The organism is Saltatorellus ferox, from assembly GCA_007751475.1.
Taxonomy (GTDB): domain Bacteria; phylum Planctomycetota; class UBA1135; order UBA1135.
Window position 1 is genome coordinate 4,283,278 of the sequence record CP036434.1, and the last position, 16,732, is coordinate 4,300,009.

The window sequence follows — 16,732 nt, forward strand, 5'->3', positions numbered from 1 at the left end:
CCGGGACCATCAGGCGCTCTGGCGCGCCGCGGCGGCGTTCCGCTGGGCGATCTTCGAGCGGTGGGCCACGTACTCACCGACCAGCATCAGGCGCGTGTCCGTCTCCGGGGCGCCGGAGACGCTGAACTCGAGCCCGTAGATGATGGCCCCTGTCCCGAGACAGCGGTTGCGGACGCGGCTCGTGAAGACGAGCTCCTCGGCCTGGCCGGGGAGCCGCATGCGGAGCTCGATCACGTTCTGCTTGGAAAGGGTGGCCTCGTGCTCCCAGGGGATATCGATACCGATGCCGGACTTCGAGACATCCCGGGCGGCTCCGATGATGGCGCCAGGCGTGCCGGGGACCGTGAGGGTGACGGCGACGGGCTCGTCCGGGTCGGGATGGACTCGGTAGGCGCGGCGCGGCTCCAGGAGCGAGGCCAGGCTCTGGCGCGTTCGCTCGCCGAAAAGAAAGTGGTACCCCCGCTGGGTATCACCGTCGTTTCGGTAGGCGACCTTGCCGAGGGCCGAGACGCGCTCGCCGGTGTCGGCCCGGAAGAAGGCCAGCTCGCCCGCCCGTCCGACGGGTAGGAGCGGGGCGCCGCCCAGGGGGAACTCGACCTGGACGCGCACTCCGTCCACCGCGTGCCAGACGTCGGTTACGCGGCCCGGCTGACTGCCGGGGAGGCTCGGAACGGTCACGGAAACATGGCTGGGGATGGACATACTGCTTGGGGGTATCGGCTGGAGGCCCGCGTGAGTGAAGCGACCGCGGGTGGAAAGCGATCTCCCTGGGGCGGAAACAGGACGAAACCACCTTCCCTGGGGGGCATTTCGCCCGACCTGCCAGGTGGCTCAGGTGAGGCGTGACTGCGCCCAACTCCCGCCCCTGGGACACCGCGAGCCGTCGAGATCCGGGCCTTGTCCCGCTCCTGGGACGCAGACGGGAGGGTTCCCCCGGGCCGGCCACGCGAAAGCGATCCGATTTTCCTCCAACGGTTTGAGCCAGAGGACGTAGCGCGCCGCCGGGACGAACTCCTTACCGTCCTTGTCCGCATCTGCACCGGGCTGTGGCCCGGCGCAGATTTCATTGCATTCCCCCCATCGTCACGGCCGGGCTCACCGGCCCCAAGATCCAGCCCCATGATTGAGATCCGAAACCTGACCAAGCGTTTCGGGGCCTTCACGGCGGTCAAGAACCTCAGCTTCCAGGCAGCGCCTGGTGAGGTCCTCGGCTTCCTCGGGCCCAACGGCGCGGGAAAATCCACCACCATGAAGATGGTGACCGGATTTCTGCCACCGACCGAAGGGACCGTCATCGTTTGTGGCCACGACGTCCTCGAAGATCCCCGCGCTGCCAAGGCCCGGATTGGCTACCTCCCCGAAGGTGCTCCCCTTTACCCGGACATGACCCCGCGCTCGATGATGAAATTCGTCGGGGCTGCTCGCGGCATGTCGAGCGGGCGCATCAAGGAGCGAATGGAAGTCGTCACCCGGCTCGTCGATCTGCACAAGGTCCTGGACCAGCGCATCGAGACGCTGTCCAAGGGCTTCAAGCGGCGGGTCGGTCTCGCGCTCGCGATCCTGCACGACCCGGACGTGCTCATCCTCGATGAGCCCACCGATGGTCTCGATCCGAACCAGAAGCACGAGGTGCGCCAGCTCATCCGCTCGATGGCGAAGGGCAAGGTGATCGTGCTTTCGACCCACATTCTGGAGGAGGTCGAGGCGGTCTGCACGCGCGCGATGATCGTGGCTGCGGGGCAGGTCTGCTTCGACGGGACGCCGGCCGAGCTTCGCGGACGATCGCGCTACGCCGGAGCGATCGAAGTCGCCGTGACCACGGCAGATGCAGAGGGCGCGCGAGCGGCGTTCGAGGCTCTCGCGAGCGTTCATTCCATCGGCGATCAGGCGATCTACGGCGAGGAGACCCGCTTCGTGCTCTTCCCCGTGAACGGCAGCCGGAACTCGCTGCTCGACGACGTTCAGCGGATCTCGACCGAAGCCTCCTGGCGCCTCGCCAGCCTGAGCGTGGATCGAGGACGAATGGACGATGTGTTCCGGACGGTCACGAGCGAAGGACCGCAGGGCTCCAACTCGGCTGTGCAGCCCATGAAGAGCGGAGAGGTGGCCTGATATGCGCGGTACCCTCACGATCTTCAAGCGCGAGCTGGCGGGCTACTTCGCCACGCCGGTTGCGTACGTGTTCCTCATCATCTTCCTGATGCTGGCCGGGGTCTTTACCTGGCAGATCGGCGGCTACTACGACGTCGGCCAGGCGGACCTGCGGGGCTTCTTCAGCTTCCATCCGTGGCTGTACCTTGCGCTGATTCCGGCCCTCTCCATGCGGCTGTGGGCCGAGGAGCGGCGCTCGGGGACGATCGAGCTTCTGATGACGCTGCCGATCTCCACCGCGAACGCGGTCGTCGGTAAGTTCCTCGCGGCCTGGGCGTTCACGGGCGTGGCCCTCGCGCTGACGGCCACCAACTGGCTCAGCGTCAACTACCTGGGCGACCCCGACAACGGCGTGATCCTGGCGAGCTACATCGGAAGTTTCCTGATGGCAGGCGCGTTCCTCGGCCTCGGCTCGATGCTCTCCAGCATCACCAAGAACCAGATCAGCGCCTTCGTTCTCACGTTCAGCGTCTCGCTTCTCTTCGTGCTGGCAGGGTTCCCTGCCGTGACCGACGCGGTGAGCGGCTGGGCCCCCGACGTGTTGACAGAATCGGTCCGGAACCTCTCGTTCCTGTTCCACTTCGACGCCATCACGCGGGGCGTCGTCGACGCCCGCGACGCGCTTTACTTCCTGTCCCTCATCGCCCTCTCGCTCTTCGCGACCGCGATCATCATCGATCTCAAGAAGGCGGACTGAACCATGAACGCATCCAAGCTGAGCCTCATCGGGCTCGCCCTCGGAACGCTCCTGTTCCTCGCCGTGAATCTCTTCGCAGGCCCCGCGCTTCGCGGAGTCCGAGCGGACCTGACGGAGCAGAAGCTCTACACGCTCTCCCAGGGGACTCGCAACATCGTGAGCGACCTGGAAGAGCCGATCACGCTTCGCCTGTTCTTCTCGAAGACCGTGTCGGAGGACTATCCGGTGCTCCTCCAGTACGCCGAGCGCGTGCAGGAGATGCTGGAAGAGTTCGTCGCTGCGTCCGATGGGAAGATCGACCTGGAGGTCATCGATCCGGAGCCGTATTCGGAGGCCGAGGAATTGGCCGTCGGCTACGGGATCCAGGGGAGCCCGGCGCCGAACGGTGACATGCTCTACTTCGGCCTTCTGGGGACCAACTCGGTCGACGACGAGGAGAGCCTTCCGGGGCTCGATCCGCGCCGCGAAAGCTACCTCGAGTACGAGGTGGCGGAGATGATCGACAAGCTCGAGCGGCCGGATCTGGCGGTCGTGGGATTGATCACGTCGCTGCCGCTCCAGGGCGGTTCGGTGCCGGCGCAGCAGCCGGGACAGCCGCCGCAGCCAACGGAGCCGTGGCCGATCATGGATCTGATCCAGCGGCGCTACGAGATCCGGAACCTGCCGCCCGAGACGTTGACGGAGATCCCCGAAGACGTGGATCTGCTGCTCATGGTGCACCCGAAGGGGCTCACCCCGGAGGGCCTGTACGCGGTGGACCAGTTCTGCCTCAAGGGCGGTAAGGTCGTGGCGTTCGTCGATAGCTACTGCTTCTTCGACCCGAAGCGGCAGGCGAACGATCCGATGGCCCAGCTGAACGCGGGCGTGGACTCGGGGATCGACGAGCTTCTCATGGCGTGGGGCGTGGCGATGACGCAGAGCCAGATCGTCGGCGACGAGAGCACCAAGCTCGGGGTACGAGGCGGTGACGGGCGTCAGGTCCAGATCCCGGTGGTGTTCGACGTATTCGAGGACACGCTCGATCGCGAGGACATCCTGACGTCGAACCTGAAGCAGCTCCGATTTTTCATGCCGGGCCAGCTGAAGCAGGCCGATGAGGTGCCCGAAGGGGTGAACGTCACGGTCCTGGCGACCACGACCGAAGAAGGCGGTGGACTGGTGGATTCGATGACTCTGCTCGGCGGACTCAATCCCCAGGATATCGCGGACGGCTTCGAAGCGAATCAGGGCAAGGTCGGACTGGCCGTGCGCGTGAGTGGCACCGTGAAGTCGGCCTTCCCTGACGGCGCGCCAGGTGCCGCTGAAGAGGAGAACGCGGACGGAGAGGAGGCCGCGGACGCAGAGGCGAGCACCGACGAGGCGTCGAGCGATCACCTGAGCGTCGCGACGAGCCCCTTCAACGCTCTCGTGTTCTCGGACGCGGACATGCTGAACGCGAGCGTCTGGGGTCAGCCGATGCAGACGCTCTTCGGCGGGATCCGCTACGTTCCGCAGGCCGACAACGCGGCGCTGCTCGTCAGCGCGCTGGAGAACCTCTCTGGCAGCAACGACCTGATCAGCCTTCGAAGCCGCGCCGAGTACCAGCGTCCGTTCACGCGGAAGCAGGACCTCGAAGCGGTGGCGCAGGAGCGATTCCGCGCGGAGGAGCTGGAGCTCGAAGCCCAGCTGCAGGAGACCGAGGCGAAGCTGAACGAAATGCAGGCCGCCAAGGATCCCTCGAGCGCGATGCTCTTGTCCCCTGAGCAAGAGAAGGAAGTCGAGAAGTTCCGGGCGCAGCAGGTCGAGACCAAGCGGAAGCTCCGCAAGGTCAAGCGTGACCTGCGGGCGGAGATCGATTCGCTCGGGACGCGCCTGAAGTTCCTCAACATCTTCGCCCTGCCAGCGCTGATTGCGGCGCTCGTCGCGGCGGTTCACCTCTATCGCTCCGGTTCGCGGAGCTCGTCACAGGCCTAGGCCGGAGGATCTTTCATCATGAAGCAAAGCACGATCAAGTTCCTGGCCGGTGCCACGGTGGTAGTGGCTGTCGGTGCCTTCGCAGCTTCGAAGCTGCGGAGCCGCGAGACAGCGGCGACGATGGCGGACGAGCCGGTGCTCCCGGTTCTCCAGGACCGCGTCAACGACGTGACCTCGGTGTTGATCGAGTCGAAAGATGGCTCGCTCACGCTGGAGCGCGGCTCGGAGGGCTGGATGCTGGCCGAGAAGAACGGCTACGAGGCGAACGCGACCAAGGTTCGCGAGCTGATCCTGGCGCTGCGCGAGGCGCGGGTCGTCGAGGAGAAGACCGCCAACAAGGAGCGCTTCGACAGGCTGGGTCTCGATGATATAACGGTCGCCGACTCGACCTCGAAGCGCGTCACGCTGAAGGACGACAAGGGCGAGACGATCGCGGCTCTCCTGATCGGAGACCAGCGCTTCGCCAAGGGCGGGGCCGCTCCGGCGGCGAACCCGAACGTCCAGCCGGGGCAGCAGTACTACCTGCACCCTGCGGGCGACGGCCCGGCGCTCCTGGCGACGGGCGAACTGCGTATCGACGCGCGTCCCGTCGGCTGGATCGAGCAGCAGTTCCTGGATATCGGTCGCGACCGAATCCAGGCGGCCCGCGTGATCCATCCGGACGGCACGACCGTCGAGGCGGCGCGCGCGGAGATGTCGGACGCGGAGATGCAGCCCCTGGGTGTCCCCGAGGGAATGCAGGCGAAGAAGCTGAACGGAACGCGCCCGTTCCTCGACGCTCTCGCCCGCCTGCGCTTCGATGACGTGAAGAAGGAGGACCAGGTCGACTGGGAAGCCTCGGAGATCACGACGGCCGAATTCTTCACCGAGCATGGCCTGATGGCGAAGGTGGAGACCGTCGAGATCCCGAACGAGGACGCGAAGCTGGACGAGGAGGGCAACCCCCTCCCTGGTCAGTCGAAGGTCTGGGCGCGCTTCGAGTTCCAGATGGCAGACGAGGCGAGCAAGCCCTCAATGCCAGAGCAAGAAGCCGATCCGAACCCGGAGGAGCCCGAGGGCGACGCAACCTCCACCGAGGAAGACGCCCCGGAGCCGGAGAAGGAGGGCCCTACCGCTGCAGAGCAAGCGAAGGAACTCGCCAAACTCCAGGCAAAAACGAAGGGCTGGGCCTACGCCCTCCCGAGCTGGAAATCCTCGGCGTTCCGCCTGAAGCCCGACGCGCTCTTCGAAGAAATCCCCGTACCGGAACTCCCGGACGCCCTGAAGCCAGCGGCAGAAGACCCGACGACGATCCTCGACGACAAGAACGACTGATCGCCTCCCCGCCCGCAAGCGAAACAAACGGACCAGGTGCATCCATTCCGGAACAAGTGCACCTGGTCCGTTTGTTCCGGAATGGATGCACCTGGTCCGTTTGTTTCGCTTGCGGGCGGGCGGGGGTTGCGTTGTGAGGCGTCGGGCGGCACGCTCCTCGCCGCATGGGGCACGATGGGGAGCTGGGTACGGGTGAGGTGGATGGTTGGCGCGTCTTTCGGCTTTGGTGGCCCCTGGCGGCCAGCTGGATTCTCATGGCCATGGAGCCGACGCTCGTAATCGCCACGGTTTCTCGGCTCGACGATCCCAAGCTGCACCTCGCCGCATGGAACTCCGTCGTCTTTCCCGTCAGCCTCGCGGTGGAAGGGCCCATCATCATGATGCTCGCCGCGGCGACGCGGCTCTCGAGCTCATGGGAGCGCTATCGCAAGGTGATGAGGTACGGCCACCTCATGGGGGTTGGGCTGACCCTCGTACACGCGGCGATTGCCTTTACCCCGCTCTACGACGTGGTCGCAATCGACGTCCTCGGGTCCGATCCGAGCGTCATCGAGCCCGCACGGATCGGGCTCATGATCATGCTGCCGTGGACCTACGCCATCGGGTATCGGAGAGCCCAGCAAGGAGCGCTCATCCGGTTCGAGCGTAGCGGCGTCGTCGGGCAAGGCACCCTGCTTCGACTGATCGTCACCGGAGGTGTGCTCTTGACGCTCATGTTCGTGTCGGATTTCGGCGGTGCCACCATCGCTGGATGTGGCGTGGCCGCGGGGGTCAGCGCCGAGGCGCTGTTCGCCGGATGGCGCGTGCGAGAGATCTACCCCGAGCTTCGGAAGGCTCCGCCCGGTGAGGAGATCCGGCCCGGCAGCTTCGCCCGCTTCTACGGACCCCTGGCGCTCACGCCGCTCATCACGCTGCTCATTCAGCCGCTCGGATCCGCGTCCATGAACCGGATGCCGCAGTCGCTCGACGCCGTCGCGGCCTGGGGCCCGGTGCACGCTCTCGTGTTCACGATGCGCAGCGTTGGCATGGCCTTCAATGAGGTCGTCGTCACCCTCGTCGCCATCCGCGGCGGTCGCCGGGCCCTGCTCCGCTTCGGGGCCGGCCTCGCCACGGTCACCTCCTCGATCATCCTCCTCGTGTGGGCCACGCCGCTCGCCGACTTCTGGTTCGGCACGATCCAGAGCATCCCTGGGGAATTGATTCCGGTGGCACGGGTCGGAGTCGGAATCTGCGTCCTCATGCCCGCCTACCAGGTCGCCCAGAGCTGGTTCCAGGGACTCCTCGTGCATCGCCAGGAGACCCGCGGCATCACGGAGGCGGTCCTCCTCTACTTCGTCATCGCCTTCGTCGCCCTGCGCCTCGGCATCGCGTACGCCGATGACCTCGGGTTGAACGGCCTCAGCTGGACCCTCATGTCCTTCGTCGCCGCCGGCATCCTGCAGACGCTCTATCTCTGGTGGCGCAGTCGACATAGCGCCGACTCGGACGCCGGAGCGAGCGCCGCCTGACGCGCTACCGGGATCCCAGCAGCGCCTTCACCGACTGGACCACCTGGGGGCCGATCTCGAAGGGGATCGTGTACGTCATGCTGTAGTACACGATCCTCCAGGTATCGTCCTCCCGCCGGAGGACTCCCGTGCCGCGGACGGCGTCGTAGCCGCCGCTATCGAGCTTCTCATCGAACCAGGCCACATCCATGTGCGGCCCGAAGATCAGGTGTCGATCGACGGGTTCGTTCGACCAGTTCTCCTTCCGAGCGAAGGCCTCCCGGACATAGCTCGAGAAGGTCGCGAGATCCCAGCGCTCATCCGGGTCCGGCCCCATGAACACGGCGTCGAGCGCGAAGTGGTCCAGGTAGCGGCGATCGTCACCAAGCGCCGCCGCCCTGTGCCAGTCGTCCAGCACCCTCTGCGCTTCGGCCTTCAGTCGCTCGTCCGAAGGCCCAGGGGTCGCTTCCTCGGCGAGCGCTTCCGGCGCCCCCCCCGCAGCTGCGCGCGCCGCTTCGAGCGCCGCAGCCTTCGCGTCCCCATCGGAGTTCTCCCGCGACACATCGTCCTCGGCTCTTCCGGCGCGCCCTTCGAGGAGCGGTGGCGCCGGCTGAGTGACCACTTCCGCGGGCGCGAGGCAACCGGACGTCGCCATGAGAACGAGTACCAGCCCCGCGCTCCCAGAGCGCCCCTTCCCCATGTCTCGATGGAACCACATGCGCACGAGTGTAGGCACCCACCGCCCGATCTCGTCGCAAGTTCCTGCGGCGGATGGACCTGATAGACTCTCCCCCGTGACCACCCAACGATCCGGCCCTCGCGTAGCCTTCCTCTTGCTTCTCGCCCTCGGAGCCTGCTCGGACCATGCGACCCCACGGGATCCCGAGAGCTCGACGGAGCTGGCGATCGAGGTACCCTCCGCCCCGGAGACCGATCTGGTCGCCTCGGAGGCCGCAGCCACCGCAATCGAGCGGACCCTCGCCGAAGCCTTCACGCGCCCTCTCGCAGGCCGCGCGCTCGAGGACGCCGCGGCCTGCCTCGTGGAGGCCGGCTTCCGCGGCATCAGCCCGGAACTCGGCCCGGAGGGCACCGCCGGCCCGCTCTCGATTCGCTGGCTTCAGCCAGCCGCCGGACCATCCAGTTCCACTCAGGAATTCCTCGCGGCTCTCGACGCCCTCAACCCCCTCTCTTCCGCCGAGCGGGTAGAAACGGAGCTCTTTCGCTTCGAGCTAGCGCCTTCCAAGGACCGAGCCACCGCCGTAGCCCGCCTTCGCTGGGCCGGTCTAGCCGCGGCGGATCATGACCACCCTGGAGCGCGCGTGGACCTGACGATCTTCGCCGAGATCGAGGTCAGAAAAGAGGCTCTCGGGTGGCGCCTGGCCACGTTCTTGCCCACCACCGCTCCCAGACGTGACTACCCCGCGAACGCCCTCGGCTCCGGCCTCCGCCTCGTCGGTCCGGCCACTCCGCTCTTCGTCGACCGCACCGCGTCCGTGGGTCTTCACCTCGGGACCTCGGCCGAAAACCGCAAGATCATCCAGAGCTTCATCGACCGACACCTCACGCTCGCCCTCGGCGGGCTCGGTGTCGTCGACTTCAACGGAGACGAACGACCGGACCTCATCGCGACTCGTTCCGGGGAGACATCGCTCGTTTTCCTGAACGACGGTGACTCGGGCTTCGTCCCGCTGCCCCTTCCGATCGAGGACGCGACCGATCACCCCGCATTCCTGCTCACCGTGGATCTCGACGGCGACGGGCTCGACGAACTCGTCTCCTCCCAGGTCAGTCGCTTCGACGGCCCACTCGCCTACGCAGGACTCTGGACCCGCACCGCCGAAACACCCGGCGGCGAACCAGGCCCTTGGCGCCACCTTCCTCGCGCCTTCCCCCTCCCGAATGCCGTCGGTATGCGCCGACTCGCCGTCCAGACGGTCGCCCCCCTGGACGTCGAAGGTGACGGCGACCTCGACCTCTTCTTCGCGGTCTACGGCAACGCTGCCTCCCGCGGCGAGCACTACAACTCCGTCGAGGCCCACGACGGCGCCGACAACTACCTGCTCATCAATCAAGGCAATCTGACGTTCACCGAGGAGAGCGACGCGCGAGGCATCCATGGAACCGGCTACACCTACGTCGCCCTGAGCTTCGACGCCGATCACGACGGCGACTTCGACCTCTTCGAAGGCAACGATTTTGGGCCCAACCATCTCTGGAGGAACGAAGGCGGACAGTTCGTGGACGACGAGACGATGGGCCTCGGCGGCGTGAGCGCTTACACGATGGGCGCCGCTCTCGCCGACCTGGAAGCCGACGGAGCGTGGGACCTCTACGTCTCCAACATGTCGTCCGAGGAGGGCATGCGCATGGTGCCGCACGCCGCGGACTTGAGCGACCACATGCGCAGCCGCGTCGACACGATCGCCCGCGGCAACCGCTTCTTCAGCCAGCCTCCTGCGTCCGGCGCGACCGAACCGCCACCGACCGAGACCCTCTGGCGAGAGCGCGCCCAGACCCTCGGCGTCCACGAGGGCGAATGGGCCTGGGGCTGCCAGTTCGTCGATGTCGACGGCGACGGCGCCCAGGAGATTCTCGTGACGAACGGCTTCGCCTCGCACCAGGACGCGTCGCTCGGCGACTGGCAGACGTACTACTGGCGCCAGGTGCTCGACGACGCAGCGCGGCTCGAGCGCGGCGAGCGAACCGCCGATGTGAACACGAAGGTCCGCTTCCAGGGTTCCTTCAACGGTCACGAGCGCGACCGGCTCTTCGTTCGCACCGGCGGGACCGATCCGGATCGGCCCTGGGTCGACGGGGGCTACTGCCTCGGCTTCGACGACTCCCACGATGGCCGCGCGATCGCCCCGCTCGACGCCGACGGCGACGGTGATCTCGACCTCGCCATCCTCACGCTCGGTGGCCTCGAGTTCCGGGAGAACGTCTCCGCTCCGGTCGCCAGCTGGGTACGTCTCAGGTTGCTCGACGGAAGCGGCCAGCCCGCGCTCGGCGCACGCGTGTACCTGACCGCAGGCGAGGACACGCTCGCGCGACACGTCGCGCTCGTCGAAGGATTCCAGAGCCAGGTCTCGCCCGACCTTCACATCTCGCTACCCGACGGCGCCACGGCGATCGATCGAATGCGGATTCGCTGGGTCGACGGCCACGAGGAGACGCTGGAGGGCATCCCCACCGGTCAGCTCGTGACGATCACTCGCACCTCTTCAGGACCAGCGCAAGCGTCGATGGTCGCGGCGGCAGCGGTGCCGCGCTGGGCGTCCGGGGCCCTCGCGATTCCATCCACTTGGTCCCAGGAACTCGAGCAGACGACGCGAGCCCTGAGGAGGACGAAGGGAGGAACGGGTCCGCGAGCGGTCGCCGTCCGCAGAGGAGCGACGGAAGGCAGCGACCCGTCGCCTGCGGCCACGGCGGTCATCGACAGCGACGGCGACGTACTCCGCTGGTTCCGCGGCACCGGCGACGAAGTTGCGATCGCCGCGTTCCTGGAACTCGGCACCGCAGAACGCTCGGCTCCTTCGATTCTGATCGAGCACGGAAGATTCGCACTCGCTGAGTCTCGCTATCGCGACGCGCTCGCCATCTTCGGGCGCGCTGTGGAAGGGCGCGGCGACCTCGGCGTCACGGACGCGCCGGCGTTCGAGGGAATCGCTCGCGCCCACGTCTACCTCGGCCGCATGGATCTTGCCGAGACCGCGTACCGCCGCTCCGTCGAACTCGACCCCGACTACGCCCTCGGTCACTTCAATCTCGCCGCCAGCCACGCCGCCGCAGGCCGCTTCGAAGAGGCGATCCGCTCACTTCTCGAAGTCCAGCGACTCGAGGGAAACACGGACCGTGTCGTCGGCTCGCTCGTCGAGAACGCGGGCAGCGCAGGCGCCGTCGAGCTAGCGGAAGAGTACGCCGCAATCTGGATGAAGACTCACCCGGACGACGCCGACATGCTGACGCTGATCGGCAAGGTCGAGGCGCGAGCAGGGGATCTCTTGGCGGCGAGAAGTCGCTTCGAGCGCGCCCTGCAGCTGGCTCCGCGGAATCAGGAGGCGCGCGACGCGCTCAATCTGACGCTGCAGCTCCTGTCGCGCCCCCGGACGAGCCAGAAGTAGCTCGCGCCACCCCGCCGACTCGACGATACTGCCCGGTATGAAGCCCCCCCAGGATGCGAGCGGTATGGCGACCCACAGGTTGGTCTCGAGAAACGTCCCTTCCCCGCTGCTGAAGGACGAAGCTCTTCACCGCAGGGCGATCGATCTGCACCGCGCCCACCAGGGCAAGATCGAGATCTCACTGCGCGCGCCACTCGAGACCAGGGATGATCTCAGCCTCGCGTACAGCCCCGGCGTCGCCGCTGCCTGCCGCGCCATCGAAGCGGACCCGAAGGAACTCCGGAACCTCTCGATCGCGGGCCGCGCGATCGCGGTCGTCACGGACGGAAGCGCCGTGCTCGGACTCGGAAGGATCGGCCCGGCCGCTGCGATGCCCGTGATGGAGGGCAAGGCCGCGCTCTTCCGGCGCTTCGCGGGCCTGGACGCCTGGCCGATCTGCCTCCACGCCGAATCTTCGGACGAGATCGTCGATGCCGTTCGCGCCATCGCGCCCGGCTTCGCGGGCATCAACCTGGAAGACATCGCCGCACCGGAGTGCTTCGAGGTCGAGGATCGTCTCCAGGACCTGGGGATTCCGGTGATGCACGACGACCAGCACGGGACGGCCATCGTCCTGCTGGCTGCACTGATGGGCGCCGCGAAGCTGGCAGGGAAGGAGCTCGGGGACCTTCGCGTCGTGATCGCCGGCGCTGGCGCTGCCGGGACCGCCATCGCCAAGCTCCTGCGCTGCGTCAGCTTTTCGTCCGAGGTGTGCCAGCCGGTCCAGGAGGTCATCCTCTGTGACTCGAAGGGCGCCATCCACCGCGATCGAAAGGGGCTCATCAAGGAGAAGCGCGATCTGCTCGCCTTCACGAACCTGCGCCATCGCGAGGGCACGGTTCACGAGGTCCTGGAGGGAGCGGACGTCTTCATCGGCGTCAGTCAGGGCGGGCTCCTCGACGCCGATGATGTCCGCCGCATGGCCCCCCATCCGATTCTGTTCCCCATGGCGAATCCGACGCCCGAGATCGACCCGGACGTGGCGCTCGCAGCTGGTGCGATCGTCGTGGGCACAGGCCGGAGCGACTACCCCAATCAGGTCAACAACGTGCTCGCGTTCCCCGGCGTGTTCCGGGGCGCGATCGACGCTGGCGCCACGAGCATCACCCAGGAGATGAAGCTCGCCGCTGCGAAAGCCCTCGCCGAGTTCGTGGGTGAGCCGACGCCGTCGCGCGTGCTGCCGGGGCCGTTCGAGGAGGGCGTCGCGGAAGCCGTGGCCGCCGCCGTGCGTGACGCATGGGAACGGCACCCGGGCTGAGGAAGATGCCCCTGAACGAACGCTACCAGCCGAAGATGCTGGTCGCGAGATAGCCTGCGGGCAGCGACTCGGCCGAGCGAGCAGCCTCGAGGCCGAGATCGCGCACGTCCTGGAGCAGCGCTCGCACGAGACCGCCCTCCAGGCCTTCGAGTTCCGTCACGAGTTCAGCGATCGCCTCGGCCTCGCTCTTCTTCGATTTGGCCGCCCGCGAAGCCTCCTTCACCGCCGCTTTCCAGTCCTTGTCGCCGAGCTTCACGGCCGCCGAGATCTCCTTCGTCATGGACTTCGGCAGCGGCAGGTCGGCCACCTTCGACCAGTCCCTCAGGACACGAAGGCAGGGGCCGGCCTCGACCGCTTCCACCGCGGCGAGGATCCCGCTCGGATCGTCCATGGCGGCTTCGAGCGCGGTGAGCTTGGCGGCCGCGCGCCGGACCTCGGTGAATGGCACCTCGCCAAATTCGGCGGCCGCTCGCAGCAGCGGAAGTGCGGCCTCGAGATCGCCGAGCCGTAGCGCCCTGGCACCGGAGCTCTCCCAGGACTTGCGCCACTCCGCGACTTCCAGGAGCTTGCCCCGGCCCACCAGATCCTCCATCGGAACGTCGACGTAGCTCTCGTAGGGCGGCGCGGGCAATGCGTTCGAAGAGAACCCCGGGTCGCCTTCCCAGACGACCCTGCCGTCGACACCGATCAGAATGACCCGCGGCAGATTGAAGCGCAGGATCGAGTAGGCGTCGAACGTCTCGCCGACTCCGTAGACGTTCGGCGGGCGGTGGTCCACGCCCACCGCGCCGGGGAAAGGATGCTCGGCCAGGTACGCATCCACGGCCTCGTCGTCCTCGGCCGCCACGACCGAGATCACCTCGAGCCCGACGGACTCCCAGTTCTTGGCGAAGCTGTTGAGCCACCCATCGATGGGCACGAGGTTGTTCTGGGCGATCGACCACAGCACGAGGAGCTGCGGCCTCTCCCCGATCTCCGTGAACGTGTTGCGCGTGCCCTGGGCCCAGCGCTTGATCTTCGGGAACGGCGGCACGACGCCCTGGAAGCTTCCGTCCACGGGCGACCCCGCGTCAAGGCCCGCCTGCTCCAGCCGCATCCTGCGCTCGATCCGCCCCGCGGGACTCATGGCGTCGCGGCTCTTGAAGCGGACGTTGCGGTACTTTGCCTGACCCGTGCCGGCGATGATCCCGAACGAACCCAGCAGGATGTCGCGCGAGGGAAACTCATGGCTCGCGACCATCATGCCGTCCCACCAGACGTCGACGACGCGACCCGTGACGTCGAGGCGCATCTCGTGCCATTCGCCCGTGGAGGACTCGCCCGGCTGGACCTCACGCACGGCGATCGGCACGTGACGCCAGGGCTTGTTCACGCCGCCCCCGAAGCTCGACATCACGTCGAGGTAGCCGGAGCTGGCCGTGCCCTCGGCGCCCTTCCGAGCCGGGTAGTAGAGCGCGGCGTGGAAGGCGTCGTTGCCCTTGACGCCGAAGAGAAATCCGAGATAGGCCGACTTCCCTGGCTCGGCCTGGACGTCGGCGACCATCGAGATGTCGCCACCGGTCACGCGGTCGTACGTCAGGTACTTGAAGTCGAAGTCGTTCGGATCGAACGGGCCGTTCTTCACCTCCAGGACGGTGCTCGCTGGCTGGAAGATCGGGGAGGACGCGGTCCACCCATCCAGGTTCTGCTCGTTGTAGGCGAGGTCCCAGAGCGTCAGATCCTCCCCGCGCGCCACGACGGCGTCGGCGTAGTCCTCGAACAGGTCATTGAGCCCGAACTCGGCCGCGAAGCGCCAGCTGAGGTCCTGGATCATCGCCGGACGCCCGGCCTCGCGGTAGCTGGCGATGATGGCGCGCGACGCCTCCGCGAGCTCCTCGCGAGCGCGCGTGAGCGTGCGCCTCTTCGGGTCGAGTTCCGCGAGGAGCCGCTCGGCCGCCCCGATCAGCGTCTCGTCCGGGACCTCCTGGGCGTCGAGCATCGTCAGCGCGTCGTCGACGACCTTGGCCGCCCGATCCGTGGCGCTGAACTCCTCGTGCAGGAGCCTCGCGAAGTCGATCGCGAGCTGCGCGTCTTCGGGACGGTTCGCGACCGCCTTCTCGAAGTGCTCCTTGGCGATCTCGAAGTCACCGTTGGCGGCCGCGAGTCGCGCCCACTCGGCCAGGGGCCGAGCGGTCTCCGCCTTGCCCGAGCGCTCGTCCCAGAGCTCCAGAATGTACTTCTTCCAGACGGGATCCAGTTCAGCGACGTTCTTCGGAAGCTGAAAGGCAGAGCTGACGCTCAGCGGCTCCCCGTCGAGGCCCTTGTAGGGCGCCTTCGGGTTCGCGAGCACGGTCTCCTCGAACGTCTTGATCGCGGTTTTACCGGTCTTCCCGCCCGACTTGTTGATGAAGTCCAGGAACGCATCGCGGTAGACGAATCGCCCGTCGGTCGGGTGCTGGAAGTTGTAGCAGAAGAACACGAGACCCCAGGTCGGCGCGTACCAGGCGGGCCCCCAGTCGTATGCGTTCTCCAGGATCATCGACCACGTGGGCGCGCCCTTTGGAATGGAGTTCGGGTCGTTGGGGTCCTCGGTGTCCTGGGGGTGCTCCATCCACCCTTTCTCCATCCGCCCTGCCAGCGCACCGAGCCGGTGGTCAGCGGGCTCGTTCATGATGATCGAGCCGTTCGGCAGGATACGCGTGCCCTCGAAGAAGCTCGCGAGCCCTTCGTTCAGCCAGCCCTGGGCGTTCGTCGCGAGCGACACGTACTGGTGGGCCGCCTCGTGGAACAGCGTCCCGACCATGCCGGCGAATCCGCCCTTGTCGACGTAGCACTCCACGTGGCTGCCGGTGAAGTGCCCCGCTGACCACTCGACCGGAGGACCGATCCCGAGCTTCAGGTACTCGTCGCGCGACTTGAACACGTGGACCGTGATGCGCGGGACGGAGCGGCTGTCGTCGGGGCCTCCGTAGCGAAAGAAGCGCTTGTAGAACGCCGACATCTGCTCCATCGCCTCACCGGTGCGGACGAGCACCTCGTACCCAGCGTTCGACACGGTGTGGTAGTTCGGCCGGGTCAGCTTCGCGGCCTTCTTCCAGTCGACGTGCTCCGCGTCGTGCTCGGCGATCCACTCGTCGGTGACGTCCTCGAAGAGGTCCTTGGGCTTCGCGTTCGCCGCCAGGCTCGGGTCAGGCGCCGAAGCGATGCGCTCGATCGCGGCCGCCGCTTCCGGCGCATCGGGATCGAGCGCCTGCACCTCTTTCCAGATACCGATCGCGCCGTGGGGACGATCCGCTTTCTCGTAGGCCTCCGCCACGGAGGTGAACTTGCGCGCGAAGCTGTCCTTGAGCTCGAAGAGTTCCGCCGCCACGGGGTCGAGGGCGATCAGCGCCTCGCGCTTCTCCTTGACCGTCGCGCGCGCGGCTCCCTGGGCCACCAGAAACCGCAGCTCCTTGTGGCGACAGTAGATCTCCAGGTCGACGTCGCCCGCGCCGGCTGCGGCACGGGCGCGAACGTCCCAGGCCGCCGGATTCTTGCCGTCGCGCTCCAGAGCCCGAACGGCCGCCGCTTCGGCGTCGTCCCAGCGCTTGACGGAGACCATGTTCTCCGCCGAGCGCAGCGCATTCCGGAAGCCAGCGGCAGAGTCCTGGGGAACGGACGACGTGGCCATACCCGCCGTGGCCAGCCAGCAGAGTGAGCACGTGACGAACAGGGTCCGGAGAAATCCAGGCAT

10 protein-coding genes are annotated in these 16,732 nt (G+C 67.1%); 7 read left to right on the forward strand and 3 right to left on the reverse strand.

Going from position 1 to position 16,732, the window contains the following annotated elements; translation table 11 throughout:
* Positions 1 to 9: 9 nt before the first annotated feature.
* Complete coding sequence (locus tag Poly30_RS15260; RefSeq protein WP_145198759.1) at positions 10 to 702, reverse strand: PilZ domain-containing protein; 693 nt, start codon at positions 700 to 702, stop codon at positions 10 to 12.
* Positions 703 to 1,119: 417 nt separating this feature from the next.
* On the opposite strand from Poly30_RS15260, the gene Poly30_RS15265 reads away from it, so the two are divergent.
* The 5 genes from Poly30_RS15265 to Poly30_RS15285 all read left to right on the forward strand — a co-directional run bounded on the left by Poly30_RS15265 (position 1,120) and on the right by Poly30_RS15285 (position 7,623).
* On the forward strand, positions 1,120 to 2,112 hold the full coding sequence (locus tag Poly30_RS15265; protein WP_145198761.1) for an ABC transporter ATP-binding protein: 993 nt from the start codon (positions 1,120 to 1,122) through the stop codon (positions 2,110 to 2,112).
* Between the two features lies 1 nt (position 2,113).
* Positions 2,114 to 2,848: an ABC transporter permease subunit gene (locus Poly30_RS15270; RefSeq protein WP_145198764.1), complete on the forward strand. Its 735-nt coding sequence runs from the start codon at positions 2,114 to 2,116 to the stop codon at positions 2,846 to 2,848.
* Between the two features lie 3 nt (positions 2,849 to 2,851).
* On the forward strand, positions 2,852 to 4,801 hold the full coding sequence (locus tag Poly30_RS15275; RefSeq protein ID WP_145198767.1) for a Gldg family protein: 1,950 nt from the start codon (positions 2,852 to 2,854) through the stop codon (positions 4,799 to 4,801).
* A gap of 18 nt (positions 4,802 to 4,819) precedes the next feature.
* A complete protein-coding gene (locus tag Poly30_RS15280; RefSeq protein ID WP_145198770.1) occupies positions 4,820 to 6,115 on the forward strand; it encodes a DUF4340 domain-containing protein in 1,296 nt (431 codons plus the stop codon).
* 260 nt (positions 6,116 to 6,375) lie between these two features.
* A complete protein-coding gene (locus Poly30_RS15285; RefSeq protein ID WP_145198773.1) occupies positions 6,376 to 7,623 on the forward strand; it encodes a hypothetical protein in 1,248 nt (415 codons plus the stop codon).
* 4 nt (positions 7,624 to 7,627) lie between these two features.
* Here Poly30_RS15285 and Poly30_RS15290 read toward each other — a convergent pair whose 3' ends face one another.
* On the reverse strand, positions 7,628 to 8,320 hold the full coding sequence (locus Poly30_RS15290; RefSeq protein ID WP_419190220.1) for a nuclear transport factor 2 family protein: 693 nt from the start codon (positions 8,318 to 8,320) through the stop codon (positions 7,628 to 7,630).
* Positions 8,321 to 8,396: 76 nt separating this feature from the next.
* Between Poly30_RS15290 and Poly30_RS15295 the strand changes: the two genes are divergently transcribed.
* Together Poly30_RS15295 and Poly30_RS15300 are read left to right on the forward strand one after the other, a co-directional pair.
* Positions 8,397 to 11,723, forward strand: coding sequence for an FG-GAP-like repeat-containing protein (locus tag Poly30_RS15295; RefSeq protein WP_419190221.1), 3,327 nt, complete (start codon positions 8,397 to 8,399; stop codon positions 11,721 to 11,723).
* Between the two features lie 37 nt (positions 11,724 to 11,760).
* Positions 11,761 to 13,020 carry an NAD(P)-dependent malic enzyme gene (locus tag Poly30_RS15300; protein ID WP_419190222.1) on the forward strand — a complete coding sequence of 420 codons (1,260 nt, stop codon included), beginning with the start codon at positions 11,761 to 11,763 and terminating at the stop codon, positions 13,018 to 13,020.
* Between the two features lie 22 nt (positions 13,021 to 13,042).
* Here the strand turns inward: Poly30_RS15300 and Poly30_RS15305 are convergent, their stop codons facing one another.
* On the reverse strand, positions 13,043 to 16,732 hold the full coding sequence (locus tag Poly30_RS15305) for a 3-keto-alpha-glucoside-1,2-lyase-like domain-containing protein (protein ID WP_145198779.1): 3,690 nt from the start codon (positions 16,730 to 16,732) through the stop codon (positions 13,043 to 13,045).